The following is a 24,942-nucleotide window of genomic DNA, read 5'->3' as shown; positions in this document are numbered from 1 at the left end:
TTTTCTTAGACGCAAAGGATAAGCACATGATAGTTTTGGATCTTCTAGATGAGGAATTTGCATAAATAATTGCATCATCCACTCCACCAGCGACTTTGATCAAAGCTTTCAATCCCGGACGGTTCAACCGGGAATGAAAGGTATCCGGGAGCGATTTAAATCGACTGGAGGAAGCAATGGGAACTGTCGTTCAGCTAGCCAATCTGTTAATTTGATTCTTTCGGAAGGCCGGCTGCCGCCTTCATGCCTTATTTGTGCAAAACCCTGAAAAAAGGAGAAATCCATTAGGTAATTTCATTCTTTTTCGATAACTATTTTTATCCAATTTCTAAAGGCTTGGAGGACTCGGTATGGACAATCAGCAGTTTCTTGGCCTGATCGGCAAGATGACGCTCGAAGAGAAAATCGCTCAACTGGTCCAGCTCGCCGCTCCTTTCTATGAAGGCGTAAGCGACGAAGGGCAGATCACCGGACCGATGGAAGCGATGGGAATCACCGATTCGATGGTTACGAATAGCGGCTCCATTTTGGGTTATGCCGGCGCGGCCGGCGCGATTGCCGTGCAAGAAGCCCATTTGAAGAAAAATCCGCACGGCATTCCGCTGCTCTTTATGGCGGACATCGTGCACGGGTTCCGCACGATCTTCCCGGTTCCGCTCGCGATCGGCTGTTCTTGGGATCTCGAACTGGCCGAGAAAAGCTCGGAGATCGCGGCCCGCGAAGCGGCCGTGTCCGGCATTCACGTCACGTTCGCGCCCATGGTCGATCTGGTACGCGATCCGCGTTGGGGCCGCGTCATGGAATCGACGGGCGAAGACCCGTATCTCAACAGCTTGTTCGCCCGCGCTTTCGTGCGGGGAACGCAAGGCGATAACCTCAAAGAAGAAGTGGAACGCGTCGCGGCCTGCGTGAAGCACTTCGCCGCGTACGGAGCGGCGGAAGCCGGACGCGATTATAACACGGTCGATCTGTCCGAACGCCAGATGCGCGAATATTATCTGCCGGCTTACAAGGCTGCGCTGGACGAAGGCTGCGAGATGGTGATGACCTCGTTCAATACCGTCGACGGCATCCCGGCCAGCGCGAACGAGAAGCTTATGCGCGGTCTGCTGCGCGAAGAATGGGGCTTCGACGGCGTGCTGATCTCCGACTGGGGAGCGGTCAAAGAATTGATCCCGCACGGCGTGGCCGAAGACGAGCGCGAAGCGGCTTACCGGGCGATCCGGGCCGGCGTGGACATCGAGATGATGACCGCCTGCTACGTGCACGAACTGCCCGAATTGGTACGGAGCGGACGCGTCGACGAAGCGTTGGTGGACGAAGCCGTGCTTCGCATTCTCCAACTGAAAGACAAACTGGGCTTGTTCGAGAACCCTCACCGGGGCGCGAATCCCGAGCGCGAAGCGGAAGTGATCTTCAGCCGCGAACATCGCGACGCGGCGTACGAGCTGGCGGTCAAGTCGACCGTTCTGCTCAAGAACGAAGGCGTGCTGCCGCTTCGTCCGGAAGCGAAAGCGGCCTTGATCGGGCCGTTCGCGAGCAGCGGCGACATTCTCGGCCCGTGGTCGTGGGACGGGCGCAAAGAAGACGCGGTCAAACTCGACCGCGCGCTCGCCGAACGTCTCGGCGAAGGCCGCTTGACCGTAGCCGAAGGCTGCGGCGTCGAGAGCGGCACGGAAGAGCAGCTTCAAGAAGCGCTGGCCGCCGCAGGCGGGGCCGACGTGATCGTTCTGGCACTCGGCGAAGACTCCGACATGAGCGGCGAAGCCGGCAGCCGCAGCGATATTCGGCTGCCGCAGGTCCAACTGGATCTGATCGCCCGCATCGCCGAGCTGGGCAAGCCGGTCGCGGCCGTGCTGTTCAACGGCCGTCCGCTCGACTTGCACGGCGTCTACGACCGCGTCGACGCCGTCGTCGAAGCTTGGTTCCCGGGCAGCGAAGGCGGCGCGGCCATCGCCGATATCCTGATCGGCGCCGCCGATCCTTCGGCCCGCTTGACCATGTCGTTCCCGCATTCGGTCGGCCAAGTGCCGGTGTATTACAACCATTACAACACGGGCCGTCCGCAAGGGGCGCCCGACGCGCAAGTTCGATACGTTTCGCAGTATCTGGACGCGCCGAACGAGCCTCTGCTGCCTTTCGGTTTCGGTCTGTCGTATACGACGTTCGAATACGGCGCACCGGCTCTGTCGTCGGACGAGATGACGGCGGAATCGCCGATCACGATCACGGTCGACGTGACCAACACCGGAGCGCGCGCGGGCATCGAGACCGTACAGCTCTACGTTCGCGACGTCGCGGGCGAAGTCGTGCGTCCCGTGCGCGAACTCAAAGGATACGCCAAGCTGGAACTGGCTCCGGGCGAACGCGGCACGGCCGTCTTCACGCTGAGCGAAGAACAGCTGCGCTACCATCATTCGGATCTGAGCTTCAAGAGCGATCCGGGCCGCTTCGAGATCTTCGTCGGCCCGAACAGCCGGGATACGTCGAACGCTTCGTTCAAGTTGATCTGATCGTCCGGTCCGGCGGATCGCGATCCGCCGAACTTTCCGCATCTTCGAATCATCCGCCCGCGGCGGGAGGCGCAAGAATCCCGCCTGCGGATACAAACTGAGTGAAATAGGAGTGAACCCTTTCATGACGACCATCGCAAAGTCGAATTCGAAATTCAACGTTCAGGCCGGCAGCCTGAACTTTACCTTCTGGCCGAGCGGCGACCTGTATCAGGCGCTCGGCGGCAAAACCATGCTTAATCAACTGTTGTCCAGCCCGCTCGACGGTTCGCTGAACAATCTGTTCCTGCGGATTCACCGCGAATCCGGCATCTCGTTCTACCCGCTGCTCGGCATTCATTCCGGCAGCAAAGTCAGCCGCGGCGCCAAACGCATCGTTTGGGAAGGCAGCGTCGAAGGCGTCGAATATACGGTTACGTTTGCCGTGACCGATCGCGACGTCTGGTTCTGGGACGTGAAGACGCGCGGCGAAGGCGTGGATATCGACGTCGTATACGGACAAGACGTCGGCGACGCGGATCCGGGCGCGGTGCGCAGCAACGAAGCTTACCTGTCGCAGTATATCGACCACGCGGTATTCGAAGATCAGCACAAAGGCTATGTGGTCTGCTCCCGTCAGAACCAGCCGCAGGGCGGGGCTTTCCCGTACATGCAGCAGGGTTCGCTGACGCGCGCGGCCGGTTATTCGACCGACGGCTTCCAATTCTTCGGCCAATCGTACAAAGAAACGAACGTGCCGGAAGCGCTGACGCACGGACGTCTGGCAAGCGAAGTGTATCAGTACGAATTCGCGTATACGGCGCTGCAATCCGAACTGGTGCCGCTGAGCGGCGAAGAACGCTTCATCTTCTACGGTCTGTACCGCGCCGATCATGCGGCCGCGATCACCGAGCTCGAATTCGCGGACGACGTGCAGGCGGCTTGGGAGGCTTACGAAGCCGAAGAAACGGGCGAACTTCAGCAGCTTCCGGCCGTGTCCTTGAAGTCTTCCTTCGGCGAACCGCTGCAAACGCTCGACTTGAGCGAAGAAGAAGTAGCGGCGCTGTTCCCGAACCGTTATCAAGAAGAACGCGAGAACGGCAAACTGCTGGCCTTTTTCACGGATACTTACGAACATATCGTGCTGAAAGAAAAAGAACGTCTCGTCGAGCGTCCGCACGGCCATATCTTGATGAGCGGCGGCAACGTGCAGTTCGGCGTGCCGGTGATCGCGAGCACGGTGTACATGTACGGCATTTTCAACTCGCAGCTCGTGCTGGGCAATACCAACTTCAACAAAATGATGAGCAACGCGCGAAACGCGCTTAACGTGCCGAAAACGGCCGGACAGCGCATCTACGTCGAGATCGACGGACAATACCGTCTGCTGACGATGCCGTCGCTGTTCGAGATCGGCTTCAACTACGCGCGCTGGACCTATAAGACGGAAGCCGACACCTTCACGGTGACCAGCTTCACGACCGTCGACAGCCCGGAAGTGCGGATGACCGTCAAGGCGTCGAGCGGCAGCGCGTACCGTTACTTGGTAACGACGCAGATCACGATGAACGTCAACGAATACGAATTCCCTCTGCATATGACCGAAGACGCGGGCGTGCTGACGTTTACGGCCGATCCGGCTTCCCTCAGCGCGAACACGTATCCGAATCTGACGTATCGCATGAGCGTGGACGGAGCTTCCGTTCAAGTCGGCGACGAATCCGCGCTTGCGGACGGCGTGAACTCCGGCGACGCTTCGCTGGTGGCGCTGACGATCGAGCCGAGCGCTTCTTGGACGCTGACGATTCAAGGCCTGCTGGACGGCGTGGAAATTCCGGTTTCCGAACGCGATCTCGAAGACGAAGCCGCGAAATACCGCGATTTCTTCCGCGACGTGATGAACGGATTCCGCTTGTCCAAAGACGGCGACGCGACGAACGAAGACTTGTTCAAAGTCAACGCGCTCGCTTGGTGGTATACGCACAACATGCTCGTTCATTACTCGTCTCCGCACGGCCTCGAGCAGTACGGCGGCGCGGCTTGGGGAACGCGCGACGTCTGCCAAGGACCGGTCGAGTACTTCATGGCCACGCAGAAATACGAGCAGGTCAAAGACATCCTGAAGACCGTTTATTCGCACCAATACGAAGACGACGGCGCTTGGCCGCAGTGGTTCATGTTCGACAAATATTTCGCGATCCAACAGGAAGAAAGCCACGGCGACATCATCGTATGGCCGCTGAAAGTCTTGGCCGATTACCTGAAAACGACCCGCGATTTCGGCATTCTGGACGAGCAGGTTCCGTATACCGTCAAGCATCAGTTCGGATTCACGAAAGAATCGTACAGCGTGCTGGACCATGCGAAAAAAGAGATCGGTTATATCAAGCAGCATTTCCTGCACGATACCTTCTTGTCTTCGTACGGCGACGGCGACTGGGACGATACGCTCCAACCGGCCAACGCGCAGCTTAAGCAGTACATGGTCAGCAGTTGGACCGTCGCGCTGACGTATCAAGCGATGAACGTGCTGTCGGGCGCGATCCGGGAAAAAGACGCTTCGTTCGCGGACGAACTGGCGAATCTGGCTCAAGGCATCCGCGCCGACTTCAACCGGTACATGCTGAATACGGACGTCATTCCGGGCTTCCTGTACTTGGAAGAAGCGGACAAGCCGAAAGCGATGCTGCATCCGAGCGACACCGAGACGGGCATCAACTACCGCCTGCTGCCGATGACGCGCAGCATGATCGCGGAACTGCTGGAGCCGCAGCAAGCCAAAGCGCATTACGACCTGATCAAACGCGAATTCTTCTGCCCGGACGGCGTGCGCCTGATGAACCGTCCCGCGCAATACGCGGGCGGCGTCAGCACCCATTTCAAACGCGCGGAACAAGCGTCGAACTTCGGCCGCGAGATCGGTCTGCAATACGTGCACGCGCATATCCGTTACGTGGAAGCGATGGCGAAACTGGGTCTGGCCGACGAGACATGGAACGGTCTGGCGCTGATCAACCCGGTCGGCATCAAAGACGTCGTGCCGAATGCCGAGCTGCGTCAGAGCAACTCGTATTTCAGCAGCTCCGACGGCAAGTTCAACGACCGCTACGAAGCGCAGGAGCGTTTCGGCGACCTGAAGAGCGGCGACGTCGCGGTCAAAGGCGGATGGAGAATCTACTCCAGCGGCCCGGGGATCTACATGAACCAACTGATCGGCAACGTGCTGGGCATCCGTCAAGACGGCGGCGACCTGATCGTCGATCCGGTTCTGCCTGCGGCGCTTGACGGCATGAGCTTGGACTTCAGCTATGACGGCATTCCGGCCACGTTCGTGTACCGGATCGGAAGCGGCGTATCCGGCATCGTCAAACTGAACGGCCAAGAAATCGGCGAACGCGTCGATAGCAACCCTTACCGCAAAGGCGGCGTACGCATCGGACGTGCCGACTTCGAGGCTTCGGCTGCCAAAAATGGAAATACGATCGAAATTTTCGTATAAAATTCACCGAAACGCAAAAGGCGATCTTGACGGATCGCCTTTGTTGTCTGTTAGATAGTGTTAACGACTATAGACATCCAGACAGGGGAGCGAGTGGATTGGTAAGTATCAAGGATATCGCCAAGAAGGCGGGAGTATCGATTTCGACGGTATCATATGCCCTGAACGGCAGCAGCAAGGTGACGGACGAGACAAGCGCTCGTATTCTGGCAATCGCCGAAGAACTGCATTATGTACCGAACGCCGCGGCGCGTACGCTGAAGAAGCGAGAATCCCGCATCATCGGCGTATTCTTGACCGACTTCCGCGGGGACGTCTACGGCGATCTGCTGGACGGCGTCAAAGAAGTGCTGAATCGGGAAGGCTACGACATGATCGTGTGCAGCGGGATTCAATCCCATCGCATGCTGCCCGAGCGCATGATCGACGGCGCGATCATTCTGGATTCCGGATTCGGAAGCGAAGAAATTCTGCGTTACGCGGATCGCGGACACCGAATCGTCGTGCTCGACCGCGAGCTGAGCCATGACAACATCAATCAGGTGCTGCTCGACAATCGAGCCGGAGCGGCGGCGGCGATGAATTATTTGCTGGAACGCGGACATCGCAAACTGTACGTGGTCACGGGCCCCGAAGATTCTTACGACTCCAACCAGCGTCTGGCGGCGGTCAAACAGATCGCTTCGGAACGCGCGGACGTAACGTTGATCGAGATTCACAGCAATTTCGAGAAAAAAGGCGGCATGGCGGCGGCTCGCCGGATTATCGAAGAGTACGACGGACCGGCGGCGGTCTTCTGCCTCAACGACGAAATGGCCGTCGGCATCTGCAACGTATTGAACGAGACCGAATTGAACGTAGGCGAACATATTCATCTGATCGGATTCGATAATATCGAGCTGACCAAATACTTGCAGCCCAGACTCGTGACCGTCGACTACTCCCGACCCAAATGGGGAGCGGCCGCGGCCGAGCATCTGCTCAAGATTTTGGTCGGCGAGCCGGTCAAGCACGAGCGCATGCAGGTCAAGTTGATCGAAGGCGGCTCGGTCGGACAAGCGTAGCAGCCTGTTCTTGCGTTTCGACGATGCGCGGGCAAAGCGCGTTTCCTTAACGGGAAACGCGCTTTTTGTTATGCCGGGCGATCCGCGGACGAAGCTTCGCCTGTTGTCGGCGGCTTTTCTTGCGAAGCGGCTGCCGGTTTGAACGGCCTTCCGGGCTGCGCTTATAATAGGGAAAGCAAGGCTAATAAGTCATCGGATGCGGAAAGGCAGGAGAGAAGATGGAAGTTGCAGAGATTGTCACCAAGCAAGGCAAAGCCCGGGGGAGAGTCGAGGACGGCGTCGCTTCATGGAAAGGTCTTCCTTACGCCAAACCGCCGGTCGGCGAACTGCGTTTTCGGATGCCGCAGCCGCCGGAAGCTTGGGAAGGCGTGCGGGACGCTTCGTCTTTCGGAGCGATCTGTCCGCAGCCCAAACCGGACGAAGCGGGTCTGTTCGGATTCGCGAGTCCGGGGATGTCGGAAGATTGTCTGAACTTGAATGTCTGGGCGCCCGCCGAAGGCGGAAGCGGACTGCCGGTCATGGTGTGGATCCACGGCGGATCGTTCGTGACGGGAAGCGGAAGCCTGCCTCTCTACGACGGGACGCAGTTGGCGCACGAAGGGCGATGCGTGGTCGTGTCGCTCAATTATCGGCTCGGACCTCTCGGGTTCCTGCATCTTTCGCCGCTCGGCGAAGACTACGATTCCAACGTCGGGTTGTTCGATCAGATTCTCGCGCTGCGTTGGGTGCAGGAAAACGCCGAAGTTTTCGGCGGCGATCCGAAGAACGTCACGCTGTTCGGCGAGTCCGCCGGATCGATGAGCATCGCCGCCCTGCTGGCGATGCCGAAGGCTCGGGGGTTGTTCGCGCGGGCGATCATGCAGAGCGGCGGTTCTCAATGTTTGTCCGCCGCGCAGGCCGAACAGGTATCTGCGATCTATTTGCGTCAGCTCGGCGTGGACGGAGGCAACTTCGAACGCCTCAAAGCGCTGCCGGTCGACGAGTTGTTGACGGCGGCCGCCGGGTTGCAGGGCAGACCCGATATGCCCGCGCTCCCGTTCCAGCCGACGATCGAACCGGCGACGTTGCCGGTCGAGCCGCTGCAAGCCGTCGCCGAAGGGGCGGCTGCCGGCGTTCCGCTGATCGTCGGCACGAACCGCGACGAAGGCGGATTGTTTTTCCACGATCCGGCGCAGTTGATGGAGCGTTCCGCCTTCGTCGACGCGATTAATGCCATGACAGGACGTACGGATGCCGAAGCATGGAAGGACGACTATCCGCTTACGGTGGAAGGACAAGCCGCCATGATGACGGATCTCTATTTCTGGCGGGCCGCTCTCGAATTGGCGGAAGCCCAAGCCGCGCACGCCCCGGTATGGATGTACCGGTTCGACTGGACGCTGCCGGGACATCCGTTCTTCGGGCGCGCCGTGCACGCCGCCGAGATTCCGTTCGCGTTCGGCAACGCGCCGCTTCTGCAGGCGTTGGGCGTTCCGCCCGAACGTTCGGCCCGCAGGATCTCCGACGCCATGAGCCGGGCTTGGCTTGCGTTCGCGGCGACCGGCGACCCTTCCGCGGCGGCGACGAATTGGCCGAAATACGAGACCGGCGACCGGAGCACTTTGATCTTCGGCGAAGATCTCGTCGTCGAACGCGATCCCGAACGCGGCAAGCGGGAGCGGCTGTTCGGATTGGGCGTTTGAGCCGCATCGGCGTTTAACCACGGACGCCGGGGGTAAAGTTCCATGTAGGGCCGGACGGGCGAAGCCGCATCGACGTTTGCTCTTCGCAGCTCGGCGATGCTTCAAATTTCCGGCTTTATCTTGAATCCTATGGAAATGAATATTTCAAAATGATATACTGGACCACAGGAGTCTTCACAATCCGGTTCCGGCTCTGCCGGAAGCGACCGAGGAGGATATTAGAACATGGCTAACAATATCAAAATCGACGATCTGTCGATTGCTACAATCCGTACCCTTTCGATCGACGCGATCGAAAAAGCGAATTCCGGACACCCGGGCATGCCGATGGGTTCGGCGCCGATGGGCTACCAGCTCTTCGCCAAAACGATGAACCACAACCCGTCCAACCCGACTTGGGTCAACCGGGACCGTTTCGTGCTGTCCGCGGGACACGGTTCGATGCTGCTCTACAGCCTGCTGCACCTGTCGGGCTACGATCTGCCGATGGAAGAGATCAAACAGTTCCGTCAATGGGGCAGCAAAACGCCGGGCCACCCGGAATTCGGCCACACGGCGGGCGTGGACGCGACGACCGGTCCGCTGGGCCAAGGGATCGCGATGGCGGTCGGTATGGCCATCGCGGAATCGCACACGGCAGCCGTCTATAACAAAGGCGACTATAAACTGATCGACCACTACACATACGCGATCTGCGGCGACGGCGACCTCATGGAAGGCGTTTCGCACGAAGCGGCTTCGATGGCCGGCCATATGCAGCTCGGCAAACTGATCATGCTGTACGATTCCAACGACATCACGCTCGACGGCGAAGCTTCCCTGTCGTTCTCCGAAAGCGTGCAAAAACGCTTCGAAGGTTACGGCTGGCAGGTGCTGCGCGTCGAAGACGGCAACGATCTCGAAGCGATCTCCAAAGCGATCGAAGAAGCGAAGCTCGATACGGGACGTCCGACGCTGATCGAAGTCAAAACGATCATCGGTTACGGCAGCCCGAACAAACAAGGCAAAGGCGGACACGCCGGTCCTCACGGATCGCCGCTCGGTTCCGACGAAGTCAAGCTGACCAAAGAATTCTACAAATGGGTTCACGAAGAAAACTTCTTCGTGCCTGACGAAGTCCGCGAACATTTCGCCAAAGTCAAAGAAAAAGGCGAACTGGCGAACAAAGTCTGGGACGACCAATTCGAGAAATTCCAAGCCGAAAATCCGGAATTGGCCGCTCAGTTCCTGATGGCGTTCAACAGCGACCTGCCGGTGGCTTGGGACAAAGAACTGCCGAAGTACACGTCCGCGGACAAAGACATGTCCACTCGCGTCGCTTCCGGCAAAGCGCTGAACGGCGTCGTGCATAACGTGCCGCAGCTGTTCGGCGGATCGGCCGACCTCGAAAGCTCGACGATGACGCACCTGAACGATATCACGGTATTCACGCCGCAGGATCGCGCGGGACGCAACATCTACTACGGCGTGCGCGAATTCGGCATGGCCGGCGCGATGAACGGGATCGCGCTGCACGGCGGCATCAAGGTGTTCGGCGGCACGTTCTTCGTGTTCACCGATTACCTGCGTCCGGCCGTCCGTCTGGCCGCTCTGATGAAGCTGCCGGTGACTTACGTGCTGACGCACGACAGCATCGCGGTCGGCGAAGACGGCCCTACGCACGAGCCGATCGAACAATTGGCTTCGATCCGCATCATTCCGGGTCTGACGGTCATCCGTCCGGCGGACGCGAACGAAACTTCGGCGGCATGGGCTTATTCGCTGCAAAACAAAGCGAATCCGGTCGCTCTGGTTCTGACCCGTCAGAATCTGCCGATTCTCGAAGGAACGGTCGAAGGCGCTTGGGAAGGCGTAGCGCGCGGCGCTTACGTCGTATCCGACGCCAAAGACGGCAAACCTGCCGCTCAGATCATCGCGACCGGTTCCGAAGTACAGCTCGCGGTCAAAGCTCAAGCCAAGCTGGCCGAAGAAGGCGTGCAAGTTCGCGTTATCAGCATGCCGAGCTGGGATCTGTTCGAGAAACAGGACAAAGCTTACAAAGATTCCGTCCTGCTTCCGGACGTCAAAGCCCGCCTCGCGATCGAAATGGCGAGCCCGTTCGGTTGGGAACGTTACGTCGGCGATCAAGGCGACATCCTCGGCATCGACACGTTCGGCGCTTCGGCTCCGGGCGGCAAAGTGATCGAAGAGTACGGCTTCACGCCGGACAACGTGGTCGCTAAAGTCAAAGCGCTGCTGAGCTAATTCAAGCTGAATACAGCCCCTGCGGCTTCCGCGCAAACGAGAGCATCCGGCGATGAACTCCGGCCGGATGCCCGCAGGGGCGTTTTTCTATGGGAAGCACGGTTTCGACCGGAGAACAGCGGGGATTTTTCTGCCGCAAGTGTGACCGGTCGCGCTTGTCACTATGCCTGAAATCCAGTATGCTGGTTCTGGATGTTTGGCCGCGCCAGCGGCATCGCAAGCAGCAAATTCAGAGGAGGCTTTTCACCATGTCCAAAAACGTTCGTTTCGATTACAGCAAAGCGCTCGGATTCGTCGCGCAGCACGAAGTCGATTATTTCGCGGAGCCGATCAAGCTCGCTCACGAGCAGCTTCATAACAAGACCGGCGTAGGCAACGACTTCCTCGGCTGGATCGACCTGCCGAAAGCTTACGATAAAGAAGAATTCGCCCGCATCAAGAAAGCGGCCGAAAAAATCCAAAGCGATTCCGAAGTGCTGATCGTGATCGGCATCGGCGGATCGTATCTGGGCGCGCGCGCCGCGATCGAGATGCTGACGAACTCGTTCTATAACGTGCAGGACAAGTCGCAGCGCAAGACGCCGCAGGTCTTCTTCGCGGGCAACAGCATCAGCTCGACTTACGTCGCGCATCTGCTGCAGCTGATCGAAGGCAAAGACTTCTCCGTAAACGTCATCTCCAAATCCGGCACGACGACGGAACCGGCGATCGCCTTCCGTATTTTCCGCGCCGCTCTCGAGAAAAAATACGGCAAAGAAGAAGCTCGCAAACGCATCTACGCGACGACCGACCAAGCTCGGGGAGCGCTGAAAACGCTGGCGAACGAAGAAGGCTACGAGTCGTTCATCATTCCTGACGACGTAGGCGGCCGTTATTCGGTTCTGACGCCTGTCGGCCTGCTGCCGATCGCGGTTGCCGGCGTAGACATCGACGCCATGATGCAGGGCGCTGCCGACGCTTCGGACGAATTCTCCAACCCGAACGTGGCGGAGAACGAAGCGTATCAATATGCGGCCGTTCGCAACGCGCTGTACCGCAAAGGCAAAGGCACGGAGATTCTCGTGAACTACGAGCCGTCCCTGCACTTCGTATCCGAATGGTGGAAACAGCTCTTCGGCGAAAGCGAAGGCAAAGACTTCAAAGGCATCTATCCGTCTTCCGTCGATTTCTCGACCGATCTGCACTCGATGGGCCAATTCATTCAAGAAGGCAGCCGCAATATCTTCGAGACCGTCATCCAAGTCGAGAACGTGGGCGAGCAGATTACGATCGAAGAAGACGCGGACGATCTGGACGGTCTGAACTTCTTGGCCGGCAAAACGATGGACTTCGTCAACAAAAAGGCGTTCCAAGGCACGATGCTGGCGCATACGGACGGCCAAGTGCCGAACCTGATCGTCAATATCAAAGACTTCAGCCCGTACACGTTCGGCTACCTCGTGTACTTCTTCGAAAAAGCCGTCGGCATCAGCGGTTACCTGCTGGGCGTAAACCCGTTCGACCAACCGGGCGTGGAAGCGTACAAGAAAAACATGTTCGCGCTGCTCGGCAAGCCGGGCTTCGAGAAAGAAAAAGCCGAACTGGAGTCCCGTCTGTCCGAATAATGTTGCATAAAAATTCTGACATGAATCTTTACGGAAACGTGAATTCCTGTTTTAATAAGAGAATAACCACCGGTTAATTCGCTCTCGGGCGAAAGATCGGAACCAGACGGAGGAAAGCAGTTCGCCCATCCGGATCGCGGATTATCGCGTATTCGGACTAGGGGGGCTGCTTTCTACTATAAGGAAAGGTTCGAAGAAACATGATGCTGGAACGCTACAAAACGGTCAGACGCGAGGGGCAAAAAGAAATCGTCATTCGCAAGTCACGGTTTATCGGTCATATTCGTCCCGTCGAAACGGAAGAAGAAGCAAACGCTTTTATCGACGAAATCAAGAAAAAGCATCGCGACGCTACCCATAACTGCTCCGCTTACCTGCTCGGCGAGCGCGATGAAATTCAGAAACAGTCGGATGACGGAGAACCGAGCGGAACCGCAGGCAAACCGATCCTCGAAGTGCTCAAGAATCGGGAACTGAAAAACGTGGCGGTCGTGGTCACTCGTTATTTCGGCGGTATTATGCTCGGCGCGGGCGGCTTGATCCGGGCTTATGCGGACGGTGCCGTGGCGGCGATCGAAGGCGGCGACGAGATTGCCCGCGTGCTGCATACGCAGATCTTCGTCACGATCGATTACACGTGGCACGGCAAAATCGAGAATGAACTCCGCAATCGCGAAGTGCGAACGGGCGAGACGCAGTTCACCGACAAAGTGACGCTGCTATGCCTGCCGCTTTATTCCGAAGCCGAACGGTTCATGGCTTGGATCACCGATCTGACGCAAGGACAGGCCGAGGTGACGAAGGGAGAGCCGGTTTACTACATCGAAGGGGAATAACGACTATGGCGAGAAGAGCAGTAGAGCAGGAATTGTCGCGAGAGCGAATCTTGGAAGCAGCCAGGCACTTGTTCATTACCAAGGGATATCGGGCTATTTCCATGCGGAGTATCGGACAGCATCTCGGTTACAGTCACGGTTCTCTTTACTATCATTTCAAAGAGAAAGCGGAACTGTTTTATGCCATCGTCGTCGAAGATTTCGGCTACTTGTCCAGCTGCCTGAACAGCGTCGTCACCGGGCCGGAAACGGAAGGATTTACACGCACGGAAAGGCTGCTGCTGGAATTCATACGCTTCGGTCTGGATCATCCTCACCAATACGAGATCATGTTCATGACGCGCGACGAAGAACTGCTGGCTTACTGTCGAAGCGAGCAGGGACGATGTTTGGAATTGTTCGCTTCGATCGTCCGCGGGCACTTGGAAGAAGAAGGACTGTATACGGAAGAATCCCGCAAGAGCATTCCGCTGACCCTTTTTCTATCCGCGCACGGTTTCGTCTCGTATTATATTCAGGAGAAAGCGTCGTTCGAAGAGGTACGCCCTTCCGCAGAAGCGCATGTGAAGCTTTTGTGCGAGAACGTGCATCCTTCCGCTTCAAGACAGTGAATGATTAGCTTTGAAACGCTTCGATGCGTCGGCGTACGACCATTTGATCAAAACGAAAAAAAGCCGCTTGCCCGCATCCGGAAGATTCCGAATCTGCGGCAGGCGGCTTTTTGTGTATCGGACATTAAAGAGATTCTTCGTTTTTCAATTGTTCGACACGTTCAAGCGGAAGTTCGGTCGCATCCGTGACATCGGTCGGCAGCATGCCTTTGCGAAGCATGCGGCGGGCCGTAGTCTCGATTCCTTTTTGAACGCCTTGCTCAATGCCTCTTTCGATGCCCTGCTCGATTCCCTCGCGTACGCCCTGCTCCAATCCAGTTTTGAAGCCGTAAATCTCGGCGTTTTTGGCTGCTTCCATCAGAGACGCTTGATCGCGCAGGAATTTCTGTCTGGCCTCATAGGCCATGCGAAGTTTTTCGTCTTGACTAAGGAATTCCAGCGTATCCATCGCCTTTTTCAATTCCGTTTCGTTCATACTCAACACCTCCCAATGCTCGGGATCGATTCCTTTCAGAAATAACAACCAGTTCGACAGTCCGCCCTCTCTAATTCTTGCCGTACTTTCATTTAACTTGGGAAGCTCCAAAAAGTGAATCTCTAAGTCATCGCTCAGCGGAATTCCTGTACGGTTCTCGCGAAGATGAAATACGCTATGGTAGAGATCGTTAGCAAGAATAGAAAAGTTGAGAATATTGATCGTGACACAGCGTCTTAGCGAAGAGTACGACTGACCTTTAACCAACTGACTCCCGTACTGTTTGCTCCAATAATAAAGGGTTCTTTTTTCCATATCATAACGGTTAAACAACTGCATTTCCACATTGATCAGCTCGCCTTCGACCGTGCGCGCCAGAATATCCGGAATCGACTGCTTATCGCTCGGCGAATCTTGATCGGTATAAGGATTCAGCAACACGATCTCGCCAAGAGTCGGCCGGTTGGCTTCTGTAAAAGTACGATTAAGAAAAGCAAGCAAGACATCTCGATTTTCTTCGCTTCCGAAAATTCGCTTAAACAAAAAGTCGTTACGCGGGTCAAGCAGCTCCAACTCGATCAACTCCGTTTTCTTTTTATTTTAAAAGAAAACGGAGAAAAAGTACGAACAAAATGAGAACGAATATTGAAAATGCGTAAAATAATTACGTATACACGCAATTTAAGGATTCTCGTTAACCCTCCATTACCTTCACCTTAACTGTGCGCGAACGAGGCCCGTCGAATTCGCAGAAATAAACACCCTGCCAAGTTCCGAGCACCAATCTTCCGTTCTCGATGATGATCGTTTGCGAGGAGCCGCAGGTGATGGCTTTGAGGTGGGCGGCGGTGTTTCCTTCGGCATGGCGATATTTCGGATGCGTCCACGGATAGACTTCGTCGAGGATCATCAGGATATCGCGCTTCACGTCGGGATCGGCATTCTCGTTGATCGCGATCCCGGCGGTCGTATGCGGACAGTAGACGAACGCGAGGCCGTTCGTTACGCCGCTTCGGCGCACCCAATTTTCCACCTGCGGGGTGATGTCGACGATCTCGTCGCGGCGGGACGTAGAGAGTTCGAAAGTATGCAGCATCGCGATTCCTCCTTTTCTTTAGTATATACCCGGCAATCGATTTTGCGCCTCTTCGTCCGTTTATCCCGTTTCGGAAAAAAGCATATTGACGCTGATCGTTAACCCTGTTACATTATGCAGTAAGTTAAACCGAGTAGACTAATAGGAATAATTAAAAACTTTGCGATCCGAAGCTGCGCGAACCTGATTTCGCCGGTCCGAGGATCGCCCTGGGTTGGAGGAATATCCGGTGCAAACGTCTTGGCTGCGTCACAAAGGGTGGACCTACGGTTTCCGCACGACGGTCCTGCTGTATTTCGTCATTCTGATTGTGCTTCCGATTGCCGGCGTCTATGTCTACTCCTTCTCGGAAGGATGGGGGCCGTTCTGGGAGAACGTGTCCGATCCCATCGCTTGGAAAGCGGTTCTGCTGACGTTGGGGCTTGCCTTGATCGCGACGCTGATCAACGTGCTGCTCGGCACGATGATCGCATGGGTGCTGGTCCGCTACCGTTTCCCCGGCCGTACCGTGCTGAACAGCTTGGTCGACCTGCCGTTCGCTCTTCCGACGGCCGTAGGAGGCTTGATGATCCTGCTGCTGCTCGGCCCCAACAGTTGGGTAGGCGGCGTCGCGGAACGTCTGGGCTTCGACATCGTGTTCCATCAGCCGGCGATCGTAATCGCGATGGTATTCGTGACCTTCCCGTTCGTGATCCGCGCGATCCAGCCTCTGCTCGAAGAGATGGACGCGTCCGCCGAAGAAGCGTCGTATACGCTGGGCGCGTCGCGCGCGGCGACCTTCTTCCGGGTTATTCTGCCGCAGATTCTGCCCGGCATCGCAGGAGGCGCCATGCTGGCGTTCTCGCGGGCGCTGGCCGAATTCGGAGCCGTCGTGCTGGTCGCGGGCAATATTCCGGCCAAGACGCTGACCGCGTCCGTATTCATCTACGGCGAAGTGGAGAGCGACAACAATCTGGGCGCGGCCGCCGTATCGGTGCTGCTGCTGACTCTTTCGCTCGTTTTACTGTGGTTCATTAATCGGGTGCAGCGCAGAGGAGGTCGAGAATAGACATGAAAAAATTATGGATCGTTCTCACTTATCTGGTCTTCGCGCTGCTGCTGGTCGCTCCTCTGGCCAAAATGGTGCAAAGCGCGTTCGCCGACGGTTGGTCGGGATTCGCCGAAGCGGTCAGCCGTCCCGAAGCGCTCCACGCGCTGATGATGACGGGTCTGGTCGTGCTCTGCGTCACGGTGCTGAACGGCGTGTTCGGCATCATGACGGCGCTGTATCTGGTGCGGGGCAAATGGCTGGGCCGTCGTCTTCGTTCGGTCATGAACAGCATCGTGGACCTGCCGTACGCGGTGTCTCCGGTTATCGGAGGTCTGATGATCGTGCTGCTGGTCGGTCCGGATACGGCGATCGGGTCGTTTTTCGAGAAAATCGGCTTCAATATCGTTTACGCGTTCCCGGGCATGGTAATCGCGACGTTGTTCGTGACGTTCCCGCTGATGGTACGCGAGATCATGCCGGTGCTCGAAGAGATCGGCGACGATCAGGAGCAGGCTTCCGCGACGCTCGGCGCTTACGGCTGGACGACGTTCCGCCGGGTCACTTGGCCGTCGATCCGCTGGGGCGTGGCTTACGGAGCGGTGCTGACGGTAGCTCGTTCCATGGGCGAATTCGGCGCGGTACTGGTCGTCTCGGGCAACATCATCAACCGCACCCAGACGGCGACGACGCTCGTGTATCAAGACGTGGAGAATTTCGATATCTCGGCGGCCGGAGGCATCGCGCTGATTCTGGCGGCTTTCTCGGCGGGCCTGCTGCTGCTGATGGAATGGACGAAGAAAAGAAGGGAAGTGCATTAATATGCAGCATGTGGAAGTCCGCGGACTCGATAAACATTTCGGCAGTTTCCATGCGGTAAAAGACGTCTCGTTCGAAATTCGAAAAGGGCATCTGATCGGCCTGCTCGGTCCGAGCGGCGGCGGCAAAACGTCCATTCTGCGTATGCTCGCGGGATTGGAGAACCCGGATCAAGGCGAGATTTTGTTTCACGGCAAAAAAGTGAACGAGCTGCCTCCGCAGGAGCGGGGAATCGGATTCGTGTTCCAGAACTACGCGCTCTTCAAACATATGACGGTATTCGAAAATATCGCGTACGGTCTCAAAGTCAAAAAAGCGTCGAAAACGCAAATCCGCGACCGCGTCACGGAACTGGTCGAATTGACGGGACTCAAAGGGTTCGAGCAGCGTTATCCGCAGCAGCTCTCGGGCGGACAGCGGCAGCGCGTGGCGTTCGCTCGGGCGCTCGCGCCGGAGCCGCAGCTTCTGCTGCTCGACGAGCCGTTCGCGGCGATCGACGCCAAGATTCGTCAAGAGCTTCGTTCGTGGCTGCGCGAGCTGATCGAGCGGGTCGGCATCACGTCGATCTTCGTGACGCACGATCAGGACGAAGCGATCGAAGTCGCCGACGAGATCATGGTGATCAGCCAAGGAAAAGTCGAACAGAAAGGCACGCCGTGGGATATTTACAAAGAGCCGGCGACGCCGTTTGTCGCTTCGTTTATCGGCGAATCGACGCAGATCGAACATGCGGCGAAACTGCACGGATTCGACGAAGCCGCGAAAGTGCCAGGAACGCGGGCTTTGGTTCGGCCGGAATACGTCGAAGTCGGACGGCCCGGCGAGTTCACGTTGGTCTCCGCGACGGAAGAAGGAATCGTGCGGCATCTGCATTTCCGAGGCAATCAATGGTTGGTCGACGTTCAGGTCGGCGAACAGAACCTGATCACGTACCGTTCGCTGGAGAAAGACCCGCTTCAGATCGGCGATCCGGTCCGGGTGCTGGTCCATCGGGCTTACCTGTATAACGAACAGCGCAGTTGGATCGCCGAGAACCGGTTCAAAGCCGATCCGATGTCGATGATGATCTGACAAGCAGCGGCATAGCGAGAGAGCGAGAGGTGAAGCGAGAGATGAGAAGCAGAGATCGCCGTACGGAAGTCGAATCCGTCGAGCACGCCCGGCGGCCGGGCAAACCGAATAAAGGATTCGCGCTGATTGCCGCAATCGCGCTGCTCGGCACGCTGCTGTCCGGCTGCGGCACGCCGGAGAGTTCGGCGGACGACAGCGGCGGAACCGCGCCGAAAGGCGACGTCACGCTGGTGATCGGCGCGTACAGCGTCGTCAAGGATTCCGTGCAGGACATCATTCCGCTGTTCCAGAAAAAATGGAAAGAAGAGACCGGGCAGACGGTCACCTTCCAAGAATCGTACGAAGCCTCCGGTACGCAGGCGCGGGCGATCGTGGGCGGGTTCGAAGCCGACGTGGCGCTGCTGTCGCTCGAAGGCGATATCGACAAGCTCACCAAAGCGAAATTGGTCGACAAAGATTGGAAAGATAAACCGGACGGCGGCATGATCACCCGTTCGGTCGTAGCGATCGGCACGCGCGAAGGCAATCCGCTCGGAATCAAGAACTTTGCCGATCTGGCGAAACCGGGCGTCAAAGTGCTGTATCCGAATCCCAAGACGTCCGGCGGCGCCCAATGGGACATCAACGCGATCTACGGCGCGGGCCTCAAAGAATCGGAGCGCGAAACGGGCCAGAAAGATCCGGCGTTCGCCAAAGCGTTCTTGGAGTCCGTTCATGCCAATATCGAATCGTTGGACAAAAGCGGCCGAGCCTCGATGGCGGCGTTCGAATACGGGGTCGGCGACGCGCTGGTTACGTACGAGAACGAGCTGCTGACGCGGAACAAGCAGGGCGGCAAATACGAAGTGATCGTGCCGGACGACACGATCCTGATCGAGAATCCGGCCGCGGTCGTGGATGCGAACGTGGACAAGCACGGCACCCGCGAAGTCGCGGAAGCTTTCGTGGATTTCCTCTGGTCGCAGCAGGCGCAGAAAGTCTTTGCGGAGAACGGATTCCGGCCGGTGAACGATGCGGTGTATAAGGAGTTCGCGTCGGATTATCCGGTGCCGCCGGGACTGTTCGACATCAAGTATCTGGGCGGATGGAAAGAGGTTCGGGAGTCGCTGTATTCGAAACGCGGGGTGTGGTATCAGGTGTTGGCGGGGATATGAGGGAGGCGAGCGAGTGATTGAGCGTGTGTGCGTGCAGCGGGCGCTGCGCTGATTTCGATGGTCGCTCGGGCTCGTTTTCTTCCCCTCTATTGGAATAAGGGATTAGAGGAATGGGGAAGAAAGCCGAAAGTCGCTCCCATTCGAAATCAGCTCCGCTCCTTCGCTCGTCTGCGGGGGTTAAGGGAGGAAGGGCGTTAAAGAACCGCTCGCTGCGGCCGCTTCGCTTTTAAAGATGGACTCGCGTGCCGCATCGTCGGGGATTTGCAAACAAAAAAGCGTCCGCTCGGGATTCTCCGGGCTGACGCTTTTCTTGTATAGCGTTATTGGGCTTATCTCTTGCGGCGGAAGCCGCTCAGTTCGAAGGTCATATAGACGACGCCGCCGATTACCAAACCGGATATCAGAGCTGCGACTAGAGAAGAGGTAAGGACGGACAAGATCGTGGTGAACGAGCTTCCTTGAAGGATTTGAATAGCACCCAACAGGAACACGACAAGAAAAGGAACCCAAAAGAACAGGGATTTGAAAAATTTAGCCATGGAACCTCCTTTGAAAAGCGGAAAATAAAGAACTTGCTTTAAGCTCTCTGTTTATTATAGCGCACATCGGGCGTCGGTAGGGTTCGGGATTGTTTTTGTCTAGAGAAAGTCGGTTATAATCAAGAAAGTTAGAAGGTTTTTCGATGCCGGCGATAGGGCGGGAAGCAGGCCTATTCGACAAGACCTCGATAAGACGACGGAAGAGGGGAAAGGCATGAAGGAAGATCGGTTGGTGTTCTGGGGAACGGGAGACGCGATGGGAGTACCGCGCGTCTACTGCGAATGCCCGGTATGCGAGGAAGCGAGAACGGAAGGCGTCAACCGGAGGATGCGTTCGATGGTGGCGGTGGAAAACGGGGAAGAACGGTTTCTGATCGACTGCGGGCCGGACTGGAGGATGCAGATGGAGCAGAGAGGGATTCGCACGGTCGAGCGGATTCTTGTTACGCATCCGCATTTCGACCATATCGGCGGGCTGCCGGAATGGGCGGATCAATGCCGTTGGACGGGAATCCGGGGCGAATTGTATGCGCCGAGCGAGGTACTGGAAGCGATTCGGGAGCGGTATCCGTGGCTGGAGCGCAATCTGGAGCTGCGGGAAACGGAGCCGGGACTTGTGCTGGGAGGATGGAACATTGCCGGTTGGCGGGTCAATCACGGCAAAAACGGTTACTCCTATGCATATAGGCTCGAAAAGCAAAACTTTGCTTGGGTCTACTGCCCCGACTCGATCGGACTGTCGGCGGCGGAGATCGAGCCGATGCGCCGAGCGGATCTGCTCGTGCTTGGTACGAGCTTCGTATACGAAGAGGCGGAATATTCGACGAGATCCGTGTACGATATGCGCGAAGCAGCGGAACTGCTGGACGAGATCCGCCCGGTTCGAACGATCTATACGCATATGTCGCATGACGTCGATCTGAATCGCCTGCCGGAACTTCCGCGCGGCGTATCGGCGGCGAGAACAGGACTCGAAGTACGATTGCGGCAGGAGAACCCGGCAGACGAAGCTTCGATCTGAAACGAACTGATCCAAATCGAACATAGGGAGGAAACGAGCATGGAAGAAAATAAAGATCACAAGAACGTGGATCCTACCGCGAAGTATCGGGCGGTAGATCCGACCGACGACGACACGACCAATCTCAAAGACGACGGTTCGACCGATCCGCGATCGATCGAGGAAGAACATCTGAATCAACAAAAACGTCCGGACGCCCATGTCGGCGCTACGCCGGGGCAGATCGACGAACGGATGGCCGACGCGGCCGCGCAGATCCGAGAAGATCATGCCGACGAGCGAGAAGCCGAATTCCGCGAAGCGGATCGCCCGGCGCCGGACGGATACCGGGAGCCTTAATCGGCTGCATATGCACGAAGTCGGGAAGCGATTTTGCTTCCCGGCTTTTTTTCGCTGCATCGAAGGCCGGGCATACCGACGAACGACAAAAAACCCGGAAGCTTTCGCTCCCGGTTTTTTTGGCTTCATCGCGCATGATCGTCCGAACGTTTTATTTGTTCAGCACGAATTTGTCGATGACCACTTTGACGCCGTCTTCGTTGTTGCTCGCGGAGATAAAGTCGGCGATCGCTTTGAGCGGTTCGATCGCGTTGCCCATCGCTACGCCGAGACCGGCGGCTTCCAGCATCTCGTGATCGTTCCACGAATCGCCGATCGCGATCGACTCTTCGAGCGTGCAGCCGAAGTAGTCGGCGAGGAACGCCAGCGCGTGCCCTTTGGTGCCTTCTTTGTGCATGATCTCGAGGAAATGCGGTTTCGACTTGGTGATATGCACCTGATCGCCGAGCAGTTCGTGCAGTTTCGGCGCCAGTTCGTCGAGGAACGCCGGATCGTCGATGATCAGCATTTTCGGCGTCGGCTGCGAGAACAATTTTTCGAAATCCGGTTCGATGTAGAATCGCGTATTGTTGAGCTGCGCGTAAGCGATCAGCTTCTCGTTTTCTTCGCGCGCGTACAGCTTGTCGTCGATATACGTTTGCAGATGCAGGTTATGCTCTTTGCAGTATTCGCCCAGTTTGAGCGCGGCTTCGACCGGAACATGGCGTTCCAGCAGCACTTTGCCGTCGAGCAGGTTCTTCACCAACGCGCCTTGATACGTGATGATCGGCACGTTCAGGCCGGTCTGGGCGGCGAGCTGCTTGGCGGACGCGTAAGCGCGGCCCGTAGCGAGCGTCACGACGACGCCTGCGGCTACGGCTTCTTCCAATGCGGCCTGCGTAGCCGGAGTGACCTGTTTGTCGTCGTTGATCAGCGTGTCGTCGATATCGATAGCAATCAATTTGTAAGTCATGGTTTCTCTCCCGTCCGAATCTGTTTCTATTTCTGTTTGTTTGCGCGCGCTCGGATCAGTCTTCCAAGAACACGAGCCCGATAAAGTCTTCCGTCTCGATGTTGCCGAAATAATGCTTGAGGTTCACGCCTTCGAGCGCCGCGCGGATCTCGGATTCTTCGTAACGTTTGCCGCGCAGCAGATCCGCGACTTCGGACGCGTCGCCCACGCCGAAGAAATCGCCGAAGATCGTGATGTTTTCGATCCGGCCGTCTTTGACGTCCATGCGCAGATCGATGATGCCGACCGGGAACTTCTTGGCATGTTTGACGTTGTATTCCGGCGATTGGCCGTAATTCCAATCCCAGTTGCGGTAGCGTTCTTCCGAGATCTCCCGGATCTTTTGCCAATCTTCTTCGGTCAGGACGTACTGAGGCACTTCGCTCGGTTCGGTCTTGAAAATATGGCGCAGGATGTTGTCCTGGAATTCCTGCATCGTCAGCTTCTCGTTCATGAACTCCGAGATATTGGCGACGCGGCTGCGGACGGACTTGGTGCTTTTCGATTTGAATTTCTCCGGATTGGCTTTCAGCGCCGAATGCACGTTGTCGAGTTCGGAATCGAACATAAGCGTGCCGTGGCTGAACATGCGTCCGCGCGTGGAGAATTGGGCGTTGCCCGAAATCTTTTTCTCCCCGACTTGAAGGTCGTTGCGACCCGACAGTTCGGCTTCCACGCCCAGTTCGCGCAGCGCTTCGGTCATCGGTTCGGTGAACTTGCGGAAATTGTGGAACGATTGGCCGTCGTCCTGCGTCAGGAAGCTGAAGTTCAGGTTGCCCAAATCGTGATACACCGCGCCGCCGCCGGACAACCGACGCACGACATGAATGCCGTGTTCTTTGACATATTCCGCGTTGATCTCTTCGACGGTATTCTGGTGTTTGCCGATGATGATCGACGGTTCGTTGATATAGAAGAGCAGATAGCTTTCGCCGTCCATCGGCAGATGCCGCAGAACGAATTCTTCGATCGCCAGGTTGATCCGCGGATCGTTAATGCCCTGATTGTCGATAAAAAGCATGGTATGGCCTCCCGTTTTGACAGAGTGATAAACGTGTGGTCTATTTGTCGTTTTGCCTCTATCATTGTAAACCATACAAATTGTTTAAGACTAGTAGCTTGTCTTAAATAGATTGCAGGTTTACGTTCGGACGGGCGAAACCATTCATTAATCCGAGACAAGCGACGAGTACCCTTTCGATTCGCGCGGATAAGGTACCCGTATTTCGTAAAGAGATGGCTTTCAAGGCGGCGGTAACGGTCGCTCGGTTGGGAAAATATGCCGTTTGAGCGCGCGGGGCAAGGGTAATACATAACTATCCCGACCCTATACCCATACGCGAACCGCCGCGGAAGCGGCCGACGCACAGGAGGTTGAATCCGATGGATGACAAAGCCAAATCCCTGCTGGATCATAAGAAAGAGCATGACCACAGCGGAGAACTGAAAAATTTTGTCGAGAATCAGGTCGAAGGAACAGAGTCCGCGGTGCCCGGCCGAGTCGAGGCCACCAAAGACCAACGCATGGATCAACAGAACCGGCTCAAAGACCAACACAACATGAGAAGATAACAGCGGCGAACGCGCACCGGGAGGTTAAACGAAATGGACGATAAAGCCAAAGAGTTGCTCGAACAAAAGAAAGCGAACGAACACGGCGGCCAGTTGAAAGATTTCGTGGAAAACCAAGTGGAAGGCTCGGGCAGAAACGCCCCTTCGAATATCGAAGCGACCAAATCCCAACCGCTCGACCAGCAGCATCATATGAAGGATCAGGAGAATCGCACGACCAATCATACGGGAGCGCGAGGTACGGACGGCAGAGGCTTATAAACACCGAAGCTGCCTGCAAGCCCGACTTTTCGACGGAACCGCCCGATTTCTTTTCTTGAAGAAAAGAACGGGCGGTTTTTGCATGCGTGCTTGTCACGATCGGCCGCATCCCCTATAATCGGAAACGATAACCGCACAAGTACAGCTGCCGAGGTGCCTGCGCGCGGCAAACGGAGAAAGGCCAAACGTCTTTTTTTGTTCGCCGCGCGCCGGTTAAAAGGGAAGCCGGTGCAAATCCGGCACGGTCCCGCCACTGTAACGCGAGGAAGAGTCCATCCGGCCATTGCCCAGAGCGAGAAGGCGGACTCCCGACGATCCATGATCGTTCCCGCGAGTCAGGAAACCTGCCCGGCAGACTCGATGCTGGTCCCGTTCTTCGAGGAAAGAGCGTTCCGTGCACGTACGCCGATCGTTTCGGTCCGCCTTTCTTTTTTGAGAAAAAGGCAGGGCCTTTATTGGCGTACGTCCCGAACAAGCCTTTTCCGCGAGCGATGCCCGGATCGGGCTTTTTCTTTTGTCGTTTTGCCTCGTTGGGAAGGCAGGAA

21 protein-coding genes and 1 riboswitch are annotated in these 24,942 nt (G+C 56.9%); of the genes, 16 read left to right on the top strand and 5 right to left on the bottom strand.

All coding sequences use genetic code 11. The annotated features are described in order from the left end of the window. Positions 1-350 precede the first annotated feature (350 nt). The 8 genes from bglX to CDO73_RS20090 all read left to right on the top strand — a co-directional run bounded on the left by bglX (position 351) and on the right by CDO73_RS20090 (position 14,032). Positions 351-2,513, top strand: coding sequence for a beta-glucosidase BglX (gene bglX / locus CDO73_RS20125; RefSeq protein WP_088490313.1), 2,163 nt, complete (start codon positions 351-353; stop codon positions 2,511-2,513). A gap of 124 nt (positions 2,514-2,637) precedes the next feature. Continuing rightward, the gene (locus CDO73_RS20120) at positions 2,638-5,991 is read left to right on the top strand and encodes a GH36-type glycosyl hydrolase domain-containing protein (protein WP_088490312.1); all 3,354 of its coding nucleotides are present in this window, start codon (positions 2,638-2,640) and stop codon (positions 5,989-5,991) included. 98 nt (positions 5,992-6,089) lie between these two features. Beyond that, positions 6,090-7,055 carry a LacI family DNA-binding transcriptional regulator gene (locus CDO73_RS20115; protein ID WP_088490311.1) on the top strand — a complete coding sequence of 322 codons (966 nt, stop codon included), beginning with the start codon at positions 6,090-6,092 and terminating at the stop codon, positions 7,053-7,055. 218 nt (positions 7,056-7,273) lie between these two features. Then, positions 7,274-8,737 carry a carboxylesterase/lipase family protein gene (locus CDO73_RS20110; RefSeq protein ID WP_088490310.1) on the top strand — a complete coding sequence of 488 codons (1,464 nt, stop codon included), beginning with the start codon at positions 7,274-7,276 and terminating at the stop codon, positions 8,735-8,737. Between the two features lie 225 nt (positions 8,738-8,962). Continuing rightward, positions 8,963-10,981 carry a transketolase gene (gene tkt, locus CDO73_RS20105; RefSeq protein ID WP_088490309.1) on the top strand — a complete coding sequence of 673 codons (2,019 nt, stop codon included), beginning with the start codon at positions 8,963-8,965 and terminating at the stop codon, positions 10,979-10,981. 248 nt (positions 10,982-11,229) lie between these two features. Continuing rightward, complete coding sequence (locus CDO73_RS20100) at positions 11,230-12,585, top strand: glucose-6-phosphate isomerase (RefSeq protein WP_088490308.1); 1,356 nt, start codon at positions 11,230-11,232, stop codon at positions 12,583-12,585. A gap of 203 nt (positions 12,586-12,788) precedes the next feature. Beyond that, complete coding sequence (locus CDO73_RS20095) at positions 12,789-13,421, top strand: YigZ family protein (protein WP_088490330.1); 633 nt, start codon at positions 12,789-12,791, stop codon at positions 13,419-13,421. Positions 13,422-13,426: 5 nt separating this feature from the next. Beyond that, the gene (locus tag CDO73_RS20090) at positions 13,427-14,032 is read left to right on the top strand and encodes a TetR/AcrR family transcriptional regulator (RefSeq protein ID WP_088490307.1); all 606 of its coding nucleotides are present in this window, start codon (positions 13,427-13,429) and stop codon (positions 14,030-14,032) included. A 124-nt stretch (positions 14,033-14,156) separates the two neighbouring features. Here CDO73_RS20090 and CDO73_RS20085 read toward each other — a convergent pair whose 3' ends face one another. After that, positions 14,157-15,080 (bottom strand): Rpn family recombination-promoting nuclease/putative transposase, encoded by a 924-nt coding sequence (locus tag CDO73_RS20085; protein ID WP_088490306.1) that lies wholly within the window; start codon positions 15,078-15,080, stop codon positions 14,157-14,159. Positions 15,081-15,201: 121 nt separating this feature from the next. Beyond that, a complete protein-coding gene (locus CDO73_RS20080; protein ID WP_088490305.1) occupies positions 15,202-15,603 on the bottom strand; it encodes a secondary thiamine-phosphate synthase enzyme YjbQ in 402 nt (133 codons plus the stop codon). A 229-nt stretch (positions 15,604-15,832) separates the two neighbouring features. Here CDO73_RS20080 and cysT point away from each other — a divergent pair, with 229 nt between their 5' ends. The 4 genes from cysT to CDO73_RS20060 are packed head-to-tail and all read left to right on the top strand — an operon-like array spanning position 15,833 to position 19,674. Next, on the top strand, positions 15,833-16,651 hold the full coding sequence (gene cysT, locus CDO73_RS20075; RefSeq protein ID WP_088490329.1) for a sulfate ABC transporter permease subunit CysT: 819 nt from the start codon (positions 15,833-15,835) through the stop codon (positions 16,649-16,651). Between the two features lie 2 nt (positions 16,652-16,653). Next, positions 16,654-17,451 (top strand): sulfate ABC transporter permease subunit, encoded by a 798-nt coding sequence (locus CDO73_RS20070; protein WP_088490304.1) that lies wholly within the window; start codon positions 16,654-16,656, stop codon positions 17,449-17,451. A gap of 1 nt (position 17,452) precedes the next feature. Further along, positions 17,453-18,520 carry a sulfate/molybdate ABC transporter ATP-binding protein gene (locus CDO73_RS20065; RefSeq protein ID WP_088490303.1) on the top strand — a complete coding sequence of 356 codons (1,068 nt, stop codon included), beginning with the start codon at positions 17,453-17,455 and terminating at the stop codon, positions 18,518-18,520. 41 nt (positions 18,521-18,561) lie between these two features. Continuing rightward, positions 18,562-19,674: a sulfate ABC transporter substrate-binding protein gene (locus CDO73_RS20060; protein ID WP_088490302.1), complete on the top strand. Its 1,113-nt coding sequence runs from the start codon at positions 18,562-18,564 to the stop codon at positions 19,672-19,674. 329 nt (positions 19,675-20,003) lie between these two features. Here CDO73_RS20060 and CDO73_RS20055 read toward each other — a convergent pair whose 3' ends face one another. Further along, the gene (locus CDO73_RS20055) at positions 20,004-20,213 is read right to left on the bottom strand and encodes a hypothetical protein (protein WP_088490301.1); all 210 of its coding nucleotides are present in this window, start codon (positions 20,211-20,213) and stop codon (positions 20,004-20,006) included. A 214-nt stretch (positions 20,214-20,427) separates the two neighbouring features. On the opposite strand from CDO73_RS20055, the gene CDO73_RS20050 reads away from it, so the two are divergent. Next, positions 20,428-21,234 (top strand): MBL fold metallo-hydrolase, encoded by an 807-nt coding sequence (locus CDO73_RS20050; RefSeq protein WP_088490300.1) that lies wholly within the window; start codon positions 20,428-20,430, stop codon positions 21,232-21,234. A 39-nt stretch (positions 21,235-21,273) separates the two neighbouring features. Next, a complete protein-coding gene (locus CDO73_RS20045) occupies positions 21,274-21,573 on the top strand; it encodes a hypothetical protein (RefSeq protein ID WP_088490299.1) in 300 nt (99 codons plus the stop codon). Between the two features lie 151 nt (positions 21,574-21,724). Here the strand turns inward: CDO73_RS20045 and CDO73_RS20040 are convergent, their stop codons facing one another. Together CDO73_RS20040 and lplA are read right to left on the bottom strand one after the other, a co-directional pair. Continuing rightward, a complete protein-coding gene (locus CDO73_RS20040; RefSeq protein WP_088490298.1) occupies positions 21,725-22,525 on the bottom strand; it encodes a Cof-type HAD-IIB family hydrolase in 801 nt (266 codons plus the stop codon). Between the two features lie 55 nt (positions 22,526-22,580). After that, entirely contained in the window at positions 22,581-23,585 is a 1,005-nt protein-coding gene (lplA, locus tag CDO73_RS20035; RefSeq protein WP_088490297.1) for a lipoate--protein ligase, read from the bottom strand. Between the two features lie 362 nt (positions 23,586-23,947). On the opposite strand from lplA, the gene CDO73_RS20030 reads away from it, so the two are divergent. Together CDO73_RS20030 and CDO73_RS20025 are read left to right on the top strand one after the other, a co-directional pair. After that, on the top strand, positions 23,948-24,136 hold the full coding sequence (locus tag CDO73_RS20030) for a hypothetical protein (RefSeq protein WP_088490296.1): 189 nt from the start codon (positions 23,948-23,950) through the stop codon (positions 24,134-24,136). A gap of 33 nt (positions 24,137-24,169) precedes the next feature. After that, positions 24,170-24,397 carry a hypothetical protein gene (locus CDO73_RS20025; protein ID WP_088490295.1) on the top strand — a complete coding sequence of 76 codons (228 nt, stop codon included), beginning with the start codon at positions 24,170-24,172 and terminating at the stop codon, positions 24,395-24,397. Between the two features lie 187 nt (positions 24,398-24,584). After that, a riboswitch (cobalamin riboswitch) is annotated at positions 24,585-24,763 on the top strand. Positions 24,764-24,942 lie beyond the last annotated feature (179 nt).

The organism is Saccharibacillus sp. O23 (assembly GCF_002205895.1).
In the GTDB taxonomy this organism is placed as follows: domain Bacteria; phylum Bacillota; class Bacilli; order Paenibacillales; family Paenibacillaceae; genus Saccharibacillus.
The sequence above is the reverse complement of the archived record's forward strand: the minus strand, read 5'-3'. Positions and strand labels throughout refer to the sequence as shown.

Bases quoted from the DNA above. Each gene is read 5' to 3' on its own strand.
- bglX (WP_088490313.1), top strand. From the start codon at position 351: ATGGACAATCAGCAGTTTCTTGGCCTGATCGGCAAGATGACGCTCGAA.
- CDO73_RS20120 (WP_088490312.1), top strand. From the start codon at position 2,638: ATGACGACCATCGCAAAGTCGAATTCGAAATTCAACGTTCAGGCCGGC.
- CDO73_RS20110 (WP_088490310.1), top strand. From the start codon at position 7,274: ATGGAAGTTGCAGAGATTGTCACCAAGCAAGGCAAAGCCCGGGGGAGA.
- tkt (WP_088490309.1), top strand. From the start codon at position 8,963: ATGGCTAACAATATCAAAATCGACGATCTGTCGATTGCTACAATCCGT.
- CDO73_RS20100 (WP_088490308.1), top strand. From the start codon at position 11,230: ATGTCCAAAAACGTTCGTTTCGATTACAGCAAAGCGCTCGGATTCGTC.
- CDO73_RS20095 (WP_088490330.1), top strand. From the start codon at position 12,789: ATGCTGGAACGCTACAAAACGGTCAGACGCGAGGGGCAAAAAGAAATC.
- CDO73_RS20090 (WP_088490307.1), top strand. From the start codon at position 13,427: ATGGCGAGAAGAGCAGTAGAGCAGGAATTGTCGCGAGAGCGAATCTTG.
- CDO73_RS20080 (WP_088490305.1), bottom strand. From the start codon at position 15,603: ATGCTGCATACTTTCGAACTCTCTACGTCCCGCCGCGACGAGATCGTC.
- CDO73_RS20070 (WP_088490304.1), top strand. From the start codon at position 16,654: ATGAAAAAATTATGGATCGTTCTCACTTATCTGGTCTTCGCGCTGCTG.
- CDO73_RS20065 (WP_088490303.1), top strand. From the start codon at position 17,453: ATGCAGCATGTGGAAGTCCGCGGACTCGATAAACATTTCGGCAGTTTC.
- CDO73_RS20060 (WP_088490302.1), top strand. From the start codon at position 18,562: ATGAGAAGCAGAGATCGCCGTACGGAAGTCGAATCCGTCGAGCACGCC.
- CDO73_RS20055 (WP_088490301.1), bottom strand. From the start codon at position 20,213: ATGGCTAAATTTTTCAAATCCCTGTTCTTTTGGGTTCCTTTTCTTGTC.
- CDO73_RS20050 (WP_088490300.1), top strand. From the start codon at position 20,428: ATGAAGGAAGATCGGTTGGTGTTCTGGGGAACGGGAGACGCGATGGGA.
- CDO73_RS20045 (WP_088490299.1), top strand. From the start codon at position 21,274: ATGGAAGAAAATAAAGATCACAAGAACGTGGATCCTACCGCGAAGTAT.
- CDO73_RS20040 (WP_088490298.1), bottom strand. From the start codon at position 22,525: ATGACTTACAAATTGATTGCTATCGATATCGACGACACGCTGATCAAC.
- lplA (WP_088490297.1), bottom strand. From the start codon at position 23,585: ATGCTTTTTATCGACAATCAGGGCATTAACGATCCGCGGATCAACCTG.
- CDO73_RS20030 (WP_088490296.1), top strand. From the start codon at position 23,948: ATGGATGACAAAGCCAAATCCCTGCTGGATCATAAGAAAGAGCATGAC.
- CDO73_RS20025 (WP_088490295.1), top strand. From the start codon at position 24,170: ATGGACGATAAAGCCAAAGAGTTGCTCGAACAAAAGAAAGCGAACGAA.